Genomic DNA, 16,771 nt, shown 5'->3' on the forward strand with positions numbered 1-16,771 from the left:
GAACGCCCGCGTCCTCGCCCCCCTCTCTTCTCGCGGGAGAGGGGGGGCGGGCGCGGAGAATTCCGGACCGCCGGGGACATGGACCCCTTCCCCCGGCGCTCTTCCACGCGGCGCGCGGGCGTTCCGCCTGCCGCGCGGGTCCGCGTTAGACCGAAATCGGAGACCGCCATGGCCGAGGCCGCATTGAAGCTCGATCCCATCGCCGAAACCGGGCCGGCCCCGCTGTTGGCGGTGGACAATATCGAGGTGGTCTATAACGACGTCATCCTGGTGCTGCGCGGCCTGTCGCTGAAGGTGCCGCAGGGCCAGATCGTCGCCCTTTTGGGCTCCAACGGCGCCGGCAAATCCACCACGCTGAAAGCCATCTCCGGCCTCCTGAAAACCGAGGATGGGGAGATCACCCGCGGCGAGGTGAATTTCCTGGGTGAGAAGATCAACGGCATCGAGCCCGACAAGATCGTGCGCCGGGGCATCTTCCAGGTCATGGAGGGGCGCCGCATCATCGCCGACATGACGGTGCTGGAAAACCTGCGCCTCGGAGCATTCACCCGGCGCGACAATGAGGTGAAGAGCGACATCGAGCGGGTCTATGAATTCTTCCCGCGCCTGCGCGAGCGCACCGGCCTTGCCGGCTATCTCTCCGGCGGCGAGCAGCAGATGCTGGCCATCGGCCGCGCCATGATGGCCCGCCCCAAGCTCATTTTGATGGATGAGCCGTCCATGGGTCTCTCGCCTTTGATGGTGAAGGAGGTGTTCGCCATCATCAAGAAGCTCAATGTGGAGCTGGGCGTCACCATTCTGCTGGTGGAGCAGAATGCGCGGGTGGCGCTTTCGGTGGCGGACTACGGCTACATCATGGAGCAGGGCAAGATCGTGCTCGACGGCTCGGCGCAGATGCTGGCCACCAATGAGGACGTGAAGGAATTCTACCTTGGCCAGGGCGGCGGCGAGGAGCGCAAGAGCTTCAAGAACCTGAAAAGCTTCAAGCGCCGCAAGCGCTGGCTGTGAGCGGGCAGGGGAGGGGGAAAAGCCCCTCGGATGATGGATCTCAGATGTTCAAGCAGGCCGCGCAATGACTGATCCGAACCGCTATTACGATGCCAGCGAGACCCGGGACCCGCAGGCGCGGGAGGCGGCGCTGTTCGCCGCGGTGGCGGCCCAGGTGGCCCATGCCAAGGCGAAGTCGACCTATTTCGCGGCGCTGCTGAAGGATGTGGAGCCGGAGGCCATCACCAGCCGGCAGGCGCTGGCGCAGTTGCCCGTCACCCGCAAATCGGAGCTGTTGGAGATCCAGCCGAAAAGCCTGCCGTTCGGCGGCCTCAATGCGGTGCCGCCGGGCAAGCTCTCGCGCATCTTCATGTCGCCGGGGCCGATCTATGATCCCGAAGGTCATGGCCCGGATTTCTGGCGCTTCGCCCGCGCCCTGTTCGCCGCCGGCTTCCGCGCCGGCGACATCGTGCACAATGCCTTCTCCTATCATTTGACTCCGGCGGGCTCGATGATCGAGGGCGGCGCCCATGCCCTGGGCTGCGCGGTGGTGCCGGCGGGCGTGGGGCAGACCGATCTGCAATTGCGCGCCATCGCCGACATCCGCCCCGCCGGCTATGGCGGCACGCCGTCCTTCCTGAAGATCCTCCTCGACAAGGCGCGGGAGAGCGGCACCGACATCTCCTCGCTGAAGAAGGCGCTGGTGACCGGCGAGGCCTTCCTGCCGCCCCACCGGGCGGAGCTGAAGGCGGCGGGCATCACCGCCCGCCAGTGCTACGGCACCGCCGACCTCGGCCTCGTCGCCTATGAGAGCGAGGCGGAAGAGGGGATGATCGTGGACGAGGGCTGCCTGGTGGAGATCCTGCGCCCCGGCACCGGTGATCCGGTGGAGGCCGAGGGCGAGGTGGGCGAGGTGGTGGTGACCCTGTTCGATGCGGATTACCCGCTGATCCGCTTCGCCACCGGTGATCTTTCCGCGGTCCTGCCGGGCATGAGCCCCTGCGGGCGCACCAACATGCGGCTGAAGGGCTGGATGGGCCGGGCCGATCAGGTCACCAAGATCCGCGGCATGTTCGTGCACCCGGTGCAGGTGAGCGCGGCGGTGAAGAAGCACCCGGGCGTCGCCAAAGCGCGCCTCGTGGTGGACCGCATCGGCGATGCCGATGACATGCTGCTGGAGGTGGAGGTGGCGGACGCTACCGCCCTCTCCCAGGAGGCGCTGCTGGACGATCTGCGCGCCACCACCAAACTGCGCGGGCGCCTGGCCCTTCTCGCACCCGGCACCCTGCCGGCCGATGCCAAGACCATCGAGGATCGCCGGCCGGTGTGAAGCCAAAGGGCCTTGAGCTTGCCTCAGGGCCCTTTGGTATTCATGGTCCCTTGGTCAAGCCCCGATCCAGCCGCCGAGCTCGCGGCGCACCACATGGGCGAGCACGCGCATGCCGGCGTCATCATCATTGAGGCAGGGAATGGCGGCGAACTGTTCCCCGCCATGCTTCAGGAAGATGTCGCGGTTTTCGACGCCGATCTCTTCCAGGGTCTCCAGGCAGTCCGCCACGAAGCCCGGGTTGAACACCGCGATGCGCTTCACGCCGCTCTCGGCCAGCGCCTGCACGGTGGCGTCGGTGTAGGGCTGCAGCCATTCCTCCCGCCCGAAGCGGGATTGGAAGGTGAGGCGCAGCCGCTCCTCCCCCCAGCCGAGCCGCGCCCGCAGGAGCCGCGCCGTCTTGGCGCACTGGCAGGCATAGGGATCGCCCTTGAGGTGGTAGGATTTCGGAATGCCGTGGAAGGAGGCGAGAATCACCTCCGGCTCGAAGTCGAGCGCCGCCACATGGCGCTCCAGGTCCTCGGCCACCGCATCGATATAGACGGCGTCGTCATGCCAGGGCGGGGCAATGCGCACGGCGGGCTGCCAGCGCAGCTTTTTCAGCGCATCGAAGGCGGCGTCGGCCACGGTGGCGGTGGTGGCGGCGGCATATTGGGGATAGAGCGGCACCACCAGGATGCGCTCGCAGCCCTTGGCCTGCAGGGCACCGATCTTCTCGGCGATGGCCGGGCGGCCGTAGCGCATGGCGAAATCCACCACCAGGCGGTCGTCGGTGCCGGCGAGGCGCGCGGCGAGCTTTTCCGCCTGGCTGCGGGTGATGGTGAGCAGCGGCCCCTCGTTGCGCTCGCGGTTCCAGATGGTCGCGTAATCGCGGCCCTTCCGGCCCGGGCGGGTGGTGAGGATGATGCCGTTGAGCACCAGCCACCACAGGGCGCGGTTCACCTCGATGACCCGGCGATCGGAGAGGAATTCCTTGAGATAGCGCCGCATGGACCAATAATCGGTGCCATCGGGGGTGCCGAGATTGACGAGGAGCACGCCGATTCGGCCAAAAGCGATGGCCGGATGATCAGCCGCGGGCGTTGACCAGGCATCGGCGGCTGGACTCGGGAACGGCGGGACGGGGGGTTGGCTCATCAGGTCACCTCTGTGAGGCAGATGGAGCCTTGAGGCGGCGCCGTCAATCGGTCCAGTCGCCACGGCGCGGAGCGCCCCGGAGGGGACGATCTCAGGTCGGTGTCGGATGAGGAGGGATGGTGGGCGCGACAGGGATCGAACCTGTGACCCCTACGATGTCAACGTAGTGCTCTCCCGCTGAGCTACGCGCCCCTCCACGGGAAGCGCCTCTATATCCACTCCGCCGGCGGGTGGCAAGGCGCCAAACGCAGGTTCATGCGGCGGCGAGCATCTTTCCCACTTCGGAAACGAGATCGCGCAGATGGAAGGGCTTGGACAGCACCTTGGCCTCGGTCGGGGTCTCGCCATCGGCATTGAGGGCGACCGCGGCAAAGCCGGTGATGAACATCACCTTGAGGTCGGGATCGAGCTCGGTGGCGCGGCGCGCCAGCTCGATGCCGTCCATCTCCGGCATGACGATATCGGTGAGCAGGAGCTCGAACGGCTCTTCGCGCATGCGTTCATACGCGGATTTGCCATTGTCATAGGAAGCCACCGAATAGCCGGCATTCTGCAGCGCCTTCACCAGGAAGCGCCGCATGTCATTGTCGTCTTCGGCGAGCAGGATCTTGGACACGCCGTTTCCCCTGATCATTCGTGAATCCGGCCCGGCCATGCCGGGCGCCCATGTGCTTTGTGTCGCCCAATCGGGTAAATTCGAGGTGAAAGCCCGGTTCCCCCTTCACAAGCCCCCCTTCGGGCGGGCATCATGTGGGAAAGCCAAGCCTTTAGAATCCCTCCAGAGTTTTTGCGGCGCACGATGACGGCCTGCCTCGCTGACACCATAGATCCCGCATTCGAGATCCTGGGCCTTGAGGCTGCCACCGGGCCGTTCCTCTTCAACTCCCCCCATTCGGGCCGCATCTACCCCCGAAGCTTCGTGACGCAGACGCGCCTGGACTTTGCCACGTTGCGGCGGTCCGAGGACAGCTTTGTGGACGAATTATTCGAGGACGTGGTGAACGCCGGCGCGCCCTTCATGCGGGCGCTGTTCCCGCGCGCCTTCCTCGATCTCAACCGCGAGCCCTACGAGCTCGACCCGCGCATGTTCGAGGGTCGCCTGCCGCCGTTCGCCAACACCCGCTCGGTGCGGGTGTCCGGCGGGCTCGGCACCATCGCCCGGGTGGTGGGGGAAGCCCAGGAGATCTACCCGGCCCGCCTGTCGGTCGCCGAGGGGCTGGAGCGCATCGAGACCTTCTACAAGCCCTATCACCAGGCTCTGCGCCGCATGATTGCCGCCACCCAGCGGCGCTGGGGCGTGGCGGTGCTGGTGGACTGCCATTCCATGCCCTCCGGCTCGGCCCGGGACGACAGCACCCGCGCGGATTTCGTCATCGGCGACCGCTACGGCACCAGCTGCAGCGAGCGGGTAACGGAGGCGCTGGAGGTGGAGCTGAGCGCGGCGGGCTACCGGGTGCTGCGCAACAAGCCCTATGCCGGCGGCTATATCACCGAGCATTATGGCAACCCCGCCGCCGGCCTGCACGCGGTGCAGATCGAGGTCAATCGGGCGCTCTATATGGAAGAGGCCCTGTATCTGCGCGCGCCGGGCTTCGATCGCCTGCGGGCGGAGATCGGCGCGGCCATGCCGCGGGTGTTCGCGCGGCTGACCGGCGTGCTGGCGCCGCCGCGGGCCGCAGCCGAGTAAGGTCATCCACAACCTGAGCGGGCATGAAAGACTGGCGGCTCAAGGCCTTAAGGATCTGCCCTGCAGATTTGCAAAAGCTGCCTTGCGTTTTTTGAATGGCAGTTATACGAATTTGCTCGTCTGGGCTCCACCGTGTCCCTCGGGATACACGAGTGCGCGGTGGGGGCAGCGGTCTGAAGCGCCGAAGAGCGCGGACGGAATGCGCCAAGGGGCGCGACGTGCGGAGCGCTGACGGATGGTGGGGAATGGATCGGCCTTCGGGCGGCCGGAACCCTTCGATCCACCCCAGAAAAGAAAGGGGCCGTCCGTGTAAACGAACGGCCCAAGTCTAGGGAGGAAACGCCCAAGGAGGGCAGCGACACAGCGACGCCAATCGCCATGTCGCACTGCACAAATAGCCGAGTGCGCTGCCAGAAATCAAGTGCCCGTTTGTCGCATCGCACGGTAGAGAATTAATCCATTGTTTTTCTTTGATTTTTTGAGAGCCCGCTCAAGCGGCTAAGACCCCCTCCGGTCCCTGGTGCCATCTTTTCGTCACGAATCGACCGGTTCGCACACCACTGAACGTGCTGAAATGGCGTCGCCCGTCCGCCGGGTGGTGGGCCAGATGGTCCGCTTGGAGGCCGGCCGCGGTCGCGATGCATCTTATTCGTGTGTCGAATGGATGTTGCGACTTTTCATTGTAGAATGCGGGTTGTGCGCGCAGATCGTCCCGGCCGGATCTCGGCACGGCGCAGTCGCAGCGAAGCCGTATAGCCAATGTCCGCGCCAGATGTGCTGGGGGCACCAAAGACCTGCAGGCTGCAAAGAGGTGTGGAGACGCCCAAAAGACCGGTGGAGACGCAGCGGTGGAGGCGCCAAGACCTGTGGGCTTGCCAAAAGAAAGGGGCCGCTCGCCAAGTGGGAGCGGCCCAAGTCTAGGGAGGAAACGCCCAAGGAGGGCAGCGGCACTGCAATAGGCAATGCCGCGCTGCATCAATATGCGGGGATCACCCCATTTCTTCAAGCCGCGCCGCCGCGGATTGTTTAGGCAGCTTTGGGGGTGAAAAAGCCCGCCGGCACACACTCTTGCACACATCTGCTCATTCCTTGATCCGCCCCTGCCCGAATCCTCGCCGCCCCACCGATGGGCGACGCCGCCTGCGGTTCGCACTTGATTGCCCGCGTGTTCCGCTGCATTCCGGGATCACGCCAGGGCCGGTGCCGCCTGTCCGCTGCACGGAGGGCGGGCGAAGTCCTTGCCACCGAAGCCGTTCGCGGGCTGCCGCAGGGGGCGGCAGATCTGGAGCGCACTCATGACCGCTGTCGCCATCGACGACTTCGTGCATCATCTCGCGACCGTGTCGGGCGAAGCGATTCTGCCCTTCTTCCGCACCGCTCTGGGGGTGGAGGACAAGAGCCACGGCACCGCCTTCGATCCGGTCACGGAGGCCGATCGCGCCGCAGAGCAGGTGATGCGGCGGATGATTCGCGAGGCGTTCCCCAGCCACGGCATCATCGGCGAGGAGTTCGCCAACGAGGACACTGACGCCCCCTATGTGTGGGCGCTGGATCCCATCGACGGCACCAAATCGTTCATCGCCGGCCTGCCGGCCTGGGGCACGCTGATCGGCCTCATGAAGGACGGCGATCCGGTCTACGGCATGATGCACCAGCCGTTCATCAAGGAGCGCTTCTTCGGCAATGGCGCGGTGGCGCGCTATCGCGGCCCGGCGGGAGAGCGGGTGCTGCGGGTGCGCGACTGCGCGCGGCTGGAGGACGCCATGCTCTACACCACCAGCCCGCGGCTGATGCATGGCGCCGACCGCACCGCCTTCGAGCGGGTGGAAGAGCAGGTGCGGCTGTCCCGCTATGGCGGGGATTGCTACGCTTACTGCATGCTCGCTGCCGGTCTGGTGGACCTGGTGATCGAGACCGAGCTGAAGAATCACGACATCGTCGCGCTCATCCCCATCATCGAGGGGGCGGGCGGCATCGTCACCAGCTGGGAGGGCGGCTCACCGGCGGACGGTGGCCGGGTGGTGGCGGCCGGCAGCCGGGCGGTGCACGAACAGGCACTGCGCGTGCTGACCGCCTGAGGGCTCACAGCACCGGCGTGCCGGGGATGAAGGCGTCGAAGGCGGCCCAGAACTGGGCGCGGAAGATGTCCCGCTCCTGCAGGATTTCGTGACGGGCCGCCGGCACCACCACATGGGCGCCGGCGATGAGGCGCGCCGACAGATGCTCGATGGCGGCATTGGAGACGATGCGCTCGGCGCCGGCGGCGATCATCAGCAGTGGTTGGCGGATCTGCCGGATCACCTCCGGATCGGCCAGGGTGGCCATGGCGCCGTAGGCGGCATGCAGCCAGCCATTTGTGGGGGCGCCGAGGCCGAGTTCCGGGTGGGCCTCCACCAGGCTGGCGGCGCGGGCGTAGCGCACCGGGTCCGAGGTCACCAGGTTGCGGGCAAAGGGGATGGCGGTGATCGGCCGGCCGCGGGCACCGGGCACGAAGGCCCGCGCCAGCCCCGCATAGGCGAGGGTGGTGACCAGCGGACGCACCAGGCCCGGCAGCGGCACCACATCGACACCCAGCATGGGCGCCACCAGCACCATGCGATCGAACCAGCGGTGGCCGGCCAGGGTGCCGTGGAGCAGGATGGCGCCAGCCATGGAATGGGCCAGCGCGAAGTGCGGCGCGGGGCAATCGGGCAGCAGCACCTCGCGGGCGAAGGCTTCCAGATCGGTCACATAGTCGCGGAAATGCCGCACATGGCCCTTGAGCGGAGACCGCAGGAGGCGCTGCGAGCCCCCCTGGCCGCGCCAGTCGAGGGTGGCGACGGCAAAGCCGCGGCTGCGCAGCTCCCGCACCACCTCGTAATATTTCTCGATGAACTCGGCGCGTCCCTGAAACAGCGCCACCGTGCCGCGCAGCGTGCCCTGGGGCATCCAGCGCGCATAGCGCAGGCGCACGCCGTCGGCGGTGGTGATCTCGCCGGTGATGGCGCCCTCGGGCGCCGGATCATCGGGACGGCTGAACAGGGTCATGGAATTTCGGCCCGGATGCCTGGAGGCGCAGAGGATCGGCTAGGGACGAGGGTTACACGCTCGCCGCCGCCACCACAACGATCCGCCTGATCGCCCCGCGCCGGCAGGGGTGAAACGGGATGACCGCGCGCGAACGCGGCGGGTCTTGACGGCTCTTGGGGGCCTTCCCACATCGAGAACGGCGCCGGTCATCGTGACGGCGCCAGGATCGGGCCCGGCTTCGGCGGGCCCTGCATGTCGCTTCAAGGAGGATATGCCATGCGTACGTTTGATCTGTCCCCGCTGTATCGCAACACCGTTGGCTTCGACCGGCTGTTTTCGCTGCTCGATTCCGTCGGCGGCGTCGATGCGGCACCCACCTATCCGCCCTACAATATCGAGCGGACGGGGGAGAATACCTATCGCATCACCGTCGCGGTGGCGGGCTTCACCGATGCCGAGCTGAGCATCGAGGTGAAGGAGAATGCGCTCACCCTCAAGGGTGAGAAGAAGGCGGCCGAGGAGCAGCAGAGCGCGCAGGTGCTCTATCGCGGCATCGCCGCCCGCGCCTTCGAGCGCCGCTTCCAGCTGGCCGATCATATGGAAGTGCGAGGCGCGGTGCTGGAGAACGGGCTGCTGCACGTGGATCTGGTGCGCAACATTCCCGAGGCCAAGAAGCCGCGCATCATTCCCATCGCCACCACCGGGGAGGCGCCGAAGGCGATCGAAGGCGGCACCACCGTCGAGGGGAATGCCGTCGCGGTACCCCAGCCGGCGCCCCAGGCGGCCTGACGTCGGGGTGACCTGACCCAAGGACCGGAGGTGCCGGGGTCCTGGTGCCTCCGGGACCTGTTCGGCGGCGACGCGGTGGGCGTCGCCGCTTTTCTTTTGTCGGCCTCTTGATCCGGCGCGATCCCGGCGCGAGGAGAGGGCAGACGTCGATTCCGTCGATCAGGATAGGCTGCCCGTGTCCGCAACGCCCCTCAAGGTTCTCGTCACCACCCGGCTGTTCGATGCCGCCGCCACCCGCTTCCTGGAGGATCGCGGCTTCGAGGTGGTGGGCTCCGGCCTGCCCGCCGACGCCATCGATACCGATATTTCCGATGCCGATCTCGACCGCCTCCTCGAGGGGGTCGGCGGCTGGATCGTCGGCCTGCGGGCGGTGACGCGGCCGGTGCTGGCGCGGCATCCGCAGCTCAAGGTCATCGCCCGCCGCGGTGTCGGCTATGACCGGGTGGACGTGGCGGCGGCGCGCGATCTGGGCCGCGTGGTGGCCATCGCCGCCGGCGCCAACGACCCTTCTGTGGCCGACCACACCCTGGCGCTGATGCTGGCGGTGATGCGGCGGCTGCGGGAAGGGCAGGCCCGCATGGGCCATGGCGACTGGCGGCCCCTGAGCGGCACGGATCTGTTCGGCAAGACCGTGGGCCTCATCGGCTTTGGCCGCATCGCGCGCGGCGTGGCGCGCCGGCTCAAGGGGTTCGATGCGCGGGTGCTGGTCACCACGCCGCGTCCGGACCTTGCCTGTGACGGCGTGACCTTCGTGCCCCTCGCCGAGCTGCTGACCCATAGCGATGTCGTGAGCCTGCATGCGCCGCTGACGTCGCAGACCCGGCATCTGATCGACAGCGCCGCTCTGGCCGCCATGAAGCCGGGTGCGGTGCTGGTCAACACCTCGCGCGGCGAGCTGGTGGATGAGGGCGCCCTGCTGGGGGCGCTGGAGCGCGGCCATCTCGCCGGTGCCGGTCTCGACGTGTTCGAGGCGGAGACCGATCCGGCCAAGCAGGCGCTCGCCCGCGCGCTGGTGGCGCGGGAGGACGTGGTGGCGAGCCCCCACACCGCCGGCGGCAGCCGTGAGGCGCTGGCGCGGGGCAACCTCATCTCCGCCCATTGCGTCGCCGCCGCCCTGTCGGACGAGGAGCTGCCGCCCGGTTGCGTGGTGGCCGACGGGCGGTAAAGCCGCCCTGCGCCTCTTGCGTCTTGATCACTGACGATTTATGACAATCGTCAGTTCATTGGAGGCGCGTGTGACCGTCAGGGTGAAAGAGGCCGGCCGGCACAGGGAAACCGCGGAGGAGACGCGCGCGCGGATCACCCTGGTGGCCGAGGACCTGTTTCGCCGTATGGGCTTCGCCAAGACCGCGGTGGCCGATATCGCCGCCGAGCTGGGTATGTCGCCCGCCAATGTCTACCGCTTCTTTCCCTCCAAGACCGCCATCGTCGCCACCATCTGCCAGCGCTGCCTGGGGGAGATCGAGCGGCAGGCGGAAGTGATCGGCGCCGGCCCCGGCACGCCGCAGCAGCGCATCATCGACATCTATCTCGCCATCCTGCGCTACCACCGGGACAATTTCCTGGCCGAGCGGCGGGTGCACGACATGGTGCTGGTGGCCATCGAGAACAATTGGGACAATATCGAAAGCCACAAGGCACGCATGGGCGCGGTGGTGGCCAAGGTGCTCCAGGAGGGGATCGAGACGGGGGTGTTCGTGCCCCACGATCCCGCCCAGGTGAGCGGCATCATCCTCGGCACCTGCGTGCGGTTCTGCCATCCGGTGCTGGTGGCCCAGAATATCGATGAGGACCTGGAAGCGAGCCTGACCGCGACCATGCGCTTCATTCTGCGCAGCATCGAGGTGAACCGGTCCGATCTGGCCTGACTAGCGGTGCCTCGGCACCGCGTTTCGTCATGGGCGTTTTGTGACGATTACGAAAAAATATCAGCGTTGAACCATAACCGTTCAGCCGACAGGAACCGAACCATGGCCTTTCGTTCTTCGATCCTTCGGGATGGACTGCCCTCGCGCCGGGGGGGCCGGGCGGCGCTGCTGCCGGCGGCCGCCCTCACCTTGTCGCTGGCGCTGGCCGGATGTGGCGAGAGTGCCCCGGCGCAGACCGAGGCGGAACCGTCCCGTCCCGTCCAGGTGACCACGGTCGAGCTGCGCCCGCGGGAGGCGGAGAAGACCTTCGTCGGCGTGGTGCGGGCCCGTCGCGAGATCGATCTCGCCTTCCGGGTGGGGGGCAAGGTGGTGCAGCGCAAGGTGGAAGTGGGGGACCGGGTGCAGAAGGGCGATCTGATCGCCCGCATCGATCCGGAAGACCTGAAGCTCGAGCTGGAAAGCGCGCGGGCGGAGATGGCCGCCGCCACCGCCAATCTGGCGCAGACCACCGCCGAGGATGGCCGCTATCGCTCGCTGACGGCCAAGGGCGTCGCCTCCAATGCCGAGCTGGATCGTAAGGCGCTGGCCAAGGAGGAGGCGGTCGGCCGCCTCGAGCGGGCCAAGAGATCCCTGGAGCTGGCGGAGAACCGGCTCTCTTATGCCGATCTCGTTTCCGACACCGCCGGCGTGGTGGTCTCCACCGCTGCCGAGCCGGGGCAGGTGGTGTCCTCGGGGCAGACCATCGTGCGGGTGGCGCGGCTCGATGAGAAGGAGGCGGCGGTGGCGCTGCCCGAAACGGCGCTCGCGGCGGCCCGCAGTTCCGATGCCTCGGTCTCTTTGTGGGCCGATCCCAACCGGCGCATTGCCGCCCATCTGCGCGAGCTGTCGCCCCAGGCCGATCCCGCCTCGCGCACCTATGCCGCCCGCTTCACCCTGGAGAGCAACGACGATGCGGTGGCCCTGGGCATGACCGCCACGGTGACGCTGACCCCCAAGGCCGGGGTGATGGTGGCGCGGCTGCCGCTGTCCTCGGTGTTCGACAAGGGGCACGGCCCCCACGTGTTCGTGGTGGACGAGGCCACCCACACCTTGGTGGCGCGGCCGGTGGAGCTGGCCGGCTACACCGACGATTCGGCGCTGATCAGCAAGGGAGTGAGCCAGGGCGAGCAGGTGGTCACCCTCGGTGTCCACACGCTGGAGCCGGGCCGCAGCGTGCGCACCGTGCCGGCCAAGGATGCGGTGAGCACGACCGCCCGCGCCGAGGTGCGCCCATGAGCGCCGGCCCCACTCCCGAGGAGGCGGCGGCGCTCAAGAGCCCGTTCAACCTCTCGCGCTTCGCCATCACCCATCGGGCGCTGACCCTGTTCGCCATCATCCTTCTGGGGGCGGCGGGCTTCTATTCCTACCTCAACCTCGGCCGCGCCGAGGACCCCTCCTTCACCATCAAGGTCATGGTGATTTCCGCCGCCTGGCCCGGTGCCACCGCCTCGGAAATGCAGGCCCAGGTGGCCGATCCCATCGAGAAGAAGCTGCAGACCATGCCGCATCTCGACCGGGTGGAAAGTTATTCGCGCCCCGGCATCAGCTTCGTGCAGGTCTATCTCGCCGACACCACGCCGCCTTCTGCGGTGAAGGACCTGTGGTACCAGGTGCGCAAGAAGGTGGGGGACATCAAGGGCGACCTACCCCAAGGGGTGGTTGGCCCGAGCTTCGACGATGAATATGGCGACGTCTATTCCGCCCTCTACATGCTGAGCGGCGACGGGGCGTCGCCCGCCGAGCTCAAGCGCCAGGCGGAGATGATCCGCCAGCGGCTGCTGCGGGTGCCCAATGTGGAGAAGGTGGACCTCATCGGCGAGCGGCCGGAGCGGATCTATATCGAATTCTCCCACGCCCGCTTGGCCACCCTCGGCATCACCCCCGCGCAGATCTTCGACAGCGTGGCGCGGCAGAATGCGGTGGTGGCCGGCGGCGCGGTGGACACCAAGGCCGACCGCATCAATTTGCGGCTCAGCGGGGCCTTCACCGGCGCCGAGGCCATCGCCGAGGTGCCCATCAGCGCCGGCGGCGCGCTGGTGCGGCTCGGCGACATCGCCACGGTCAAGCGGGCCTATGAGGACCCGCCCAGCTACGTCATCCGCCAGCATGGCCGGCCGGCCCTGGGCCTCGGCGTCTCCATGGCCCAGGGCGCCAACATCCTCACCCTCGGCCAGGACATTCAGCGCGCCATGGCTGATGCCATGACGGAGGTTCCGGTGGGCATCGACGTGGTGCAGGTGGCGGACCAGCCGCACATCGTCGGCGAATCCGTGGGCGAGTTCCTGAAGACCTTCGCCGAGGCGCTGGTGATCGTGCTGGTGGTGAGCTTCCTGTCGCTGGGCTTCCGCTCCGGCATCGTGGTGGCCCTGTCGGTGCCGCTGGTGCTCGCCATCGTGTTCCTGGTGATGTTCGCATCGGGCATGGACCTGCACCGCATCACCCTCGGCGCCCTCATCATCGCTTTGGGCCTGCTGGTGGATGACGCCATCATCGCCATCGAGATGATGGTGGTGAAGATGGAGGAGGGCTGGGACCGCATCTCCGCCGCCAGCTTCGCCTGGACCTCCACCGCCTTTCCCATGCTCACCGGCACGCTGGTGACGGCGGCGGGCTTCCTGCCGGTGGGCTTCGCCCGCTCCTCGTCCGGCGAATATGCCGGCGGCATCTTCTGGGTGGTGGGCATCGCCCTCATTGCCTCCTGGTTCGTGGCGGTGCTGTTCACCCCCTATCTCGGAACGGTGCTGCTGCCGGATATGAAGGGCAAGCACGCCGCCGAAGACCTGCGCAGCGGCCGCCTCTATCGCCTGCTGCGGGGCATGCTGGAGGCCTGCCTGCGCCATCGCTTCCTGGTGATCGGCACCACCGTGGGCCTGTTCGCCCTGGCGGTGGTGGGCTTCGGCTTCGTGCAGCAGCAGTTCTTCCCCACCTCCACCCGCACCGAGCTGTTCCTGGAGATGCGGCTGCCGGAGGGCTCCTCCATCGAGGCCACCACCACCACCGCCAAGAAGGCCGAAGCGCTGGTGGGCGAGGATGCGGACATCCTCTCCGCCACCACCTATATCGGCCAGGGCGCGCCGCGCTTCTGGCTGGGTCTCAACCCGGTGCTGCCCAACCCCAATTTCGCGCAGATCGTCATCGTCACCAAGGATGTGGCGGCCCGCGAGCGGGTCAAGGCGCGGCTCGACAAGGTGGTGGCCGAGGGCGCCCTGTCGGAGGCGCGGGTGCGCGTCGACCGCTTCGTGTTCGGTCCGCCGGTGGGTTTCCCGGTGCAGTTCCGGGTGGTGGGGCCCGATCCCCTGAAAGTGCGCGACATCGCCGAGGAGGTGCGCCAAGTGATGGGCGCAGACCCGGCGGTCATTGATCCGCACCTCAATTGGGGCGAGCAGGTGAAGTCCATCACGTTGTCGGTGGATCAGGACCGGGCCCGGGCCCTGGGCACCACCCCGCGCGATCTCGCCGAAACCCTGCAGACCCTGCTGTCCGGCTACACCGTCACCCAGTATCGGGAGGGCAACCTCCTGATCGGCGTGGTGGCCCGCGCCGTGCCGGAGGAGCGGGTGGATCTGGAGCGGCTCGGGGCCCTCACCGTCACCAACCACAATGGGGTGGCGGTCCCCCTTGGCCAGGTGGCGCGCATCGCTTATTCCAGCGAGGAGCCGATCCTGTGGCGGCGCGACCGCGACCTGGTGCTGACCGTGCGCGGCGACGTGCGCGACGGGGTGCAGCCGCCGGATGTGACTGCGCGTCTCCTGCCCAAGCTCGCCGCGGTGAAGGCGGCATTGCCCGCCGGCTATCGCATCGAGACCGGCGGCTCGGTGGAGGAGAGCGCCAAGGCCAACAAGTCGCTGGCGGCGGTGTTCCCCATCATGATCATCGTCATGCTCACCATCCTGATGATCCAGCTGCAGAGCTTCTCCCGGCTGGCCCTGGTGATGGCGACGGCGCCGCTGGGGCTTATCGGCGCCTCGGCGGCGCTGCTCGTCACCCACCAGCCCTTCGGCTTCGTGGCGCTGCTGGGGCTGATCGCGCTCGCCGGCATGATCATGCGCAACACGGTGATCCTGGTGGACCAGATCGACCATGACATCGCCGCCGGCGCCACCCCGCACCAGGCCATCGTCGAGGCGACGCTGCGCCGGGCGCGGCCGGTGGTGCTCACCGCGATGGCGGCGGTGCTGGGCATGATCCCGCTGGCGGAAAGCGTGTTCTGGGGGCCCATGGCCATCACCATCATGGGCGGCCTTTTGGTGGCGACGGCGCTGACCCTGCTGGTGGTGCCGGCCCTCTATGCCACCTGGTTCCGGGTGAAGGTGACCGCCGACGCTCCAGTGTCCGGCGCGCTCCACCCGGCGGAATGAGAGGGCACGGAACGGACATCGCCCCCGTCTCGTTCCGGCCTCTCTTCATGCGCGCGGCCCCGTCCGAAAGGACGGGGCCGCGTTGCGTTTCAGGCGGATGAGCGGACGGCTCAGGCGGTCTTCTGGCGCAGGGCAAGGCCGAAGAAGAAGGTGCCCACGCCGTTGACGATCAGGTCGATGCCCAGGAAAAGGCCGAGGATATAGACCGAGTTCACCGGCCACTGAGCGATGATGATGGCGCCCAGCAGCAGGGTGATGAGGCCGGAGAACACGATCCAGCCCCAGCCGCCGGTGCCGCGTGAGCCGATGCCCGCGGCGATGCGGAAGATGCCTTCCACCGCCAGCGCCACGCCGATGAGCAGGGTGATGACGCCGGCGCCCAGCAGCGGATTGTACATGATGAGGCCGCCCGCCACCACGTAGAGCAGGCCGGCCAGCAGCCAGTAGAAGAAGCGGCCCCAGCCCTGCACGCGGAAGGCGTGGATGACCTGGATCACGCCACCCACCAGGATCAGCGCGCCCACATAAAGGGCGGTGGCGATGGTGGACACCAGCACATGGGCGAGGGCGATGAAGCCCAGGATGACGAAAGCGATGCCGAGCGCGACGAACCAGCCCCAATTGGCGCGGATGGCATGCAGCGTGTCGGTCAGCGCGGTAGAGGACGCGGGTGAAGGCATGGACATGAGCCGTCTCCAAAGATGCGTGTCGGCGCGAACAATCGGTGATGCGGGGAGCCCCCCGGGGCCACCATATAAGCACAACCCCATGAAGATCACGCAGATGTGTAAGATACTTAAGGCGTGAGCGTCGCGATGGTGGAGACCGGGGCATGAAAGAGAGGGAGGGGGCCGCGGCGCGGCCGCCGCTGCTGGCGCGGCTGCTGCGGGCCCATCTGCGGCTGACGCTGGCGGTGGCCACCGCCGCGCTGGTGTTTGTGCTGCTGCCGCCGGCGCTGGGGCATGACGTGCGCTTCCTCGCCAGCTTCGATGTGGCGGCGGTGCTGTGGCTGGCGCTGGCGCTGCATCTGGTGGTCACCTCCGATGCGGCGGTGGTGCGCCGGCATGCGGAAGCCGCCGATGAAGGGGCCTGGGCGGCGTTTCTCATCGGCCTGGTGGCGAGCTTCGCCGGGGTGGTGGCGGTGGCGCTGGAAGCCCATGCCTCAGGGGAGGGGGCGGCGCACCGCCTCGCGCACATTCCCCTGGTGGTCAGCACGCTGGTGCTGGCCTGGCTGTTCTTCCACGGCGTCTTCGCCTTTCATTATGCGCGGGAATTCTATCGGCCCGAGGTGGCGGACGCCCACCCCATGCTGAAGTTCCCCGGCACCGGCGAGCCGGATTATTGGGACTTTCTCTATTTCGCCTTCAACATCGGCACCGCGTCACAGACCGCCGATGTCTCCATCACCTCGCCGCGGCTGCGCCGGCTGGCCCTGGGGCACCAGATCGCGTCCTATCTCTTCAATGCCACCATCATCGCCCTGGGCGTGAACGTGGCGGCCGCTCTGGTGTGAGGCGCAAAATCAATGTGACGGGCAAAGAAAAAGCGCGCTCGCAGGAGCGCGCCTTGT

General features: G+C 67.6%; 14 protein-coding genes and 1 tRNA gene. 10 read left to right on the forward strand and 5 right to left on the reverse strand.

Annotation, left to right across the window (positions count from 1 at the left end; all coding sequences use genetic code 11):
• Positions 1–168 precede the first annotated feature (168 nt).
• A complete protein-coding gene (locus ACU4E7_RS07385) occupies positions 169–1,008 on the forward strand; it encodes an ABC transporter ATP-binding protein (RefSeq protein WP_447021129.1) in 840 nt (279 codons plus the stop codon).
• A gap of 64 nt (positions 1,009–1,072) precedes the next feature.
• On the forward strand, positions 1,073–2,317 hold the full coding sequence (locus ACU4E7_RS07390; protein ID WP_447021130.1) for a phenylacetate--CoA ligase family protein: 1,245 nt from the start codon (positions 1,073–1,075) through the stop codon (positions 2,315–2,317).
• A 54-nt stretch (positions 2,318–2,371) separates the two neighbouring features.
• Here ACU4E7_RS07390 and hemH read toward each other — a convergent pair whose 3' ends face one another.
• From hemH to cpdR, 3 genes are all read right to left on the reverse strand, one after another.
• On the reverse strand, positions 2,372–3,451 hold the full coding sequence (gene hemH / locus ACU4E7_RS07395) for a ferrochelatase (RefSeq protein ID WP_447021131.1): 1,080 nt from the start codon (positions 3,449–3,451) through the stop codon (positions 2,372–2,374).
• A gap of 117 nt (positions 3,452–3,568) precedes the next feature.
• Positions 3,569–3,643: transfer RNA gene (locus ACU4E7_RS07400), tRNA-Val, on the reverse strand.
• A gap of 61 nt (positions 3,644–3,704) precedes the next feature.
• Positions 3,705–4,085 carry a cell cycle two-component system response regulator CpdR gene (gene cpdR / locus ACU4E7_RS07405; protein ID WP_238122349.1) on the reverse strand — a complete coding sequence of 127 codons (381 nt, stop codon included), beginning with the start codon at positions 4,083–4,085 and terminating at the stop codon, positions 3,705–3,707.
• Between the two features lie 165 nt (positions 4,086–4,250).
• Here cpdR and ACU4E7_RS07410 point away from each other — a divergent pair, with 165 nt between their 5' ends.
• Complete coding sequence (locus tag ACU4E7_RS07410) at positions 4,251–5,138, forward strand: N-formylglutamate amidohydrolase (RefSeq protein WP_447021132.1); 888 nt, start codon at positions 4,251–4,253, stop codon at positions 5,136–5,138.
• 1,295 nt (positions 5,139–6,433) lie between these two features.
• Positions 6,434–7,216, forward strand: a complete 783-nt coding sequence (gene hisN / locus ACU4E7_RS07415) for a histidinol-phosphatase (RefSeq protein ID WP_447021133.1) — start codon at positions 6,434–6,436, stop codon at positions 7,214–7,216.
• 4 nt (positions 7,217–7,220) lie between these two features.
• On the opposite strand, the gene ACU4E7_RS07420 is transcribed toward hisN, so the two are convergent.
• A complete protein-coding gene (locus ACU4E7_RS07420; RefSeq protein ID WP_238122346.1) occupies positions 7,221–8,165 on the reverse strand; it encodes an alpha/beta fold hydrolase in 945 nt (314 codons plus the stop codon).
• Between the two features lie 258 nt (positions 8,166–8,423).
• Here ACU4E7_RS07420 and ACU4E7_RS07425 point away from each other — a divergent pair, with 258 nt between their 5' ends.
• The 5 genes from ACU4E7_RS07425 to ACU4E7_RS07445 all read left to right on the forward strand — a co-directional run bounded on the left by ACU4E7_RS07425 (position 8,424) and on the right by ACU4E7_RS07445 (position 15,201).
• Positions 8,424–8,936 carry an Hsp20 family protein gene (locus tag ACU4E7_RS07425; RefSeq protein ID WP_238122345.1) on the forward strand — a complete coding sequence of 171 codons (513 nt, stop codon included), beginning with the start codon at positions 8,424–8,426 and terminating at the stop codon, positions 8,934–8,936.
• Between the two features lie 175 nt (positions 8,937–9,111).
• Positions 9,112–10,101 carry a phosphoglycerate dehydrogenase gene (locus ACU4E7_RS07430; RefSeq protein ID WP_447021134.1) on the forward strand — a complete coding sequence of 330 codons (990 nt, stop codon included), beginning with the start codon at positions 9,112–9,114 and terminating at the stop codon, positions 10,099–10,101.
• A 70-nt stretch (positions 10,102–10,171) separates the two neighbouring features.
• On the forward strand, positions 10,172–10,804 hold the full coding sequence (locus ACU4E7_RS07435) for a TetR/AcrR family transcriptional regulator (protein WP_238122343.1): 633 nt from the start codon (positions 10,172–10,174) through the stop codon (positions 10,802–10,804).
• Positions 10,805–10,906: 102 nt separating this feature from the next.
• On the forward strand, positions 10,907–12,079 hold the full coding sequence (locus tag ACU4E7_RS07440) for an efflux RND transporter periplasmic adaptor subunit (protein ID WP_238122342.1): 1,173 nt from the start codon (positions 10,907–10,909) through the stop codon (positions 12,077–12,079).
• Complete coding sequence (locus ACU4E7_RS07445) at positions 12,076–15,201, forward strand: efflux RND transporter permease subunit (protein ID WP_447021135.1); 3,126 nt, start codon at positions 12,076–12,078, stop codon at positions 15,199–15,201. The genes ACU4E7_RS07440 and ACU4E7_RS07445 overlap by 4 nt, the downstream gene beginning before the upstream one ends.
• Before the next feature lie 110 nt (positions 15,202–15,311).
• On the opposite strand, the gene ACU4E7_RS07450 is transcribed toward ACU4E7_RS07445, so the two are convergent.
• The gene (locus ACU4E7_RS07450) at positions 15,312–15,881 is read right to left on the reverse strand and encodes an HdeD family acid-resistance protein (RefSeq protein WP_238122463.1); all 570 of its coding nucleotides are present in this window, start codon (positions 15,879–15,881) and stop codon (positions 15,312–15,314) included.
• Positions 15,882–16,033: 152 nt separating this feature from the next.
• On the opposite strand from ACU4E7_RS07450, the gene ACU4E7_RS07455 reads away from it, so the two are divergent.
• Entirely contained in the window at positions 16,034–16,714 is a 681-nt protein-coding gene (locus ACU4E7_RS07455) for a DUF1345 domain-containing protein (protein ID WP_447021136.1), read from the forward strand.
• The last annotated feature ends 57 nt before the right edge of the window (positions 16,715–16,771 follow it).

The sequence above is a fragment of the Xanthobacter sp. ZOL 2024 genome, from assembly GCF_052932325.1.

Coding starts and splice junctions, on each gene's coding strand:
- ACU4E7_RS07385 (WP_447021129.1), top strand. CDS start 169: ATGGCCGAGGCCGCATTGAAGCTCGATCCCATCGCCGAAACCGGGCCG.
- ACU4E7_RS07390 (WP_447021130.1), top strand. CDS start 1,073: ATGACTGATCCGAACCGCTATTACGATGCCAGCGAGACCCGGGACCCG.
- hemH (WP_447021131.1), bottom strand. CDS start 3,451: ATGAGCCAACCCCCCGTCCCGCCGTTCCCGAGTCCAGCCGCCGATGCC.
- cpdR (WP_238122349.1), bottom strand. CDS start 4,085: ATGATCAGGGGAAACGGCGTGTCCAAGATCCTGCTCGCCGAAGACGAC.
- ACU4E7_RS07410 (WP_447021132.1), top strand. CDS start 4,251: ATGACGGCCTGCCTCGCTGACACCATAGATCCCGCATTCGAGATCCTG.
- hisN (WP_447021133.1), top strand. CDS start 6,434: ATGACCGCTGTCGCCATCGACGACTTCGTGCATCATCTCGCGACCGTG.
- ACU4E7_RS07420 (WP_238122346.1), bottom strand. CDS start 8,165: ATGACCCTGTTCAGCCGTCCCGATGATCCGGCGCCCGAGGGCGCCATC.
- ACU4E7_RS07425 (WP_238122345.1), top strand. CDS start 8,424: ATGCGTACGTTTGATCTGTCCCCGCTGTATCGCAACACCGTTGGCTTC.
- ACU4E7_RS07440 (WP_238122342.1), top strand. CDS start 10,907: ATGGCCTTTCGTTCTTCGATCCTTCGGGATGGACTGCCCTCGCGCCGG.
- ACU4E7_RS07445 (WP_447021135.1), top strand. CDS start 12,076: ATGAGCGCCGGCCCCACTCCCGAGGAGGCGGCGGCGCTCAAGAGCCCG.
- ACU4E7_RS07450 (WP_238122463.1), bottom strand. CDS start 15,881: ATGCCTTCACCCGCGTCCTCTACCGCGCTGACCGACACGCTGCATGCC.
- ACU4E7_RS07455 (WP_447021136.1), top strand. CDS start 16,034: ATGAAAGAGAGGGAGGGGGCCGCGGCGCGGCCGCCGCTGCTGGCGCGG.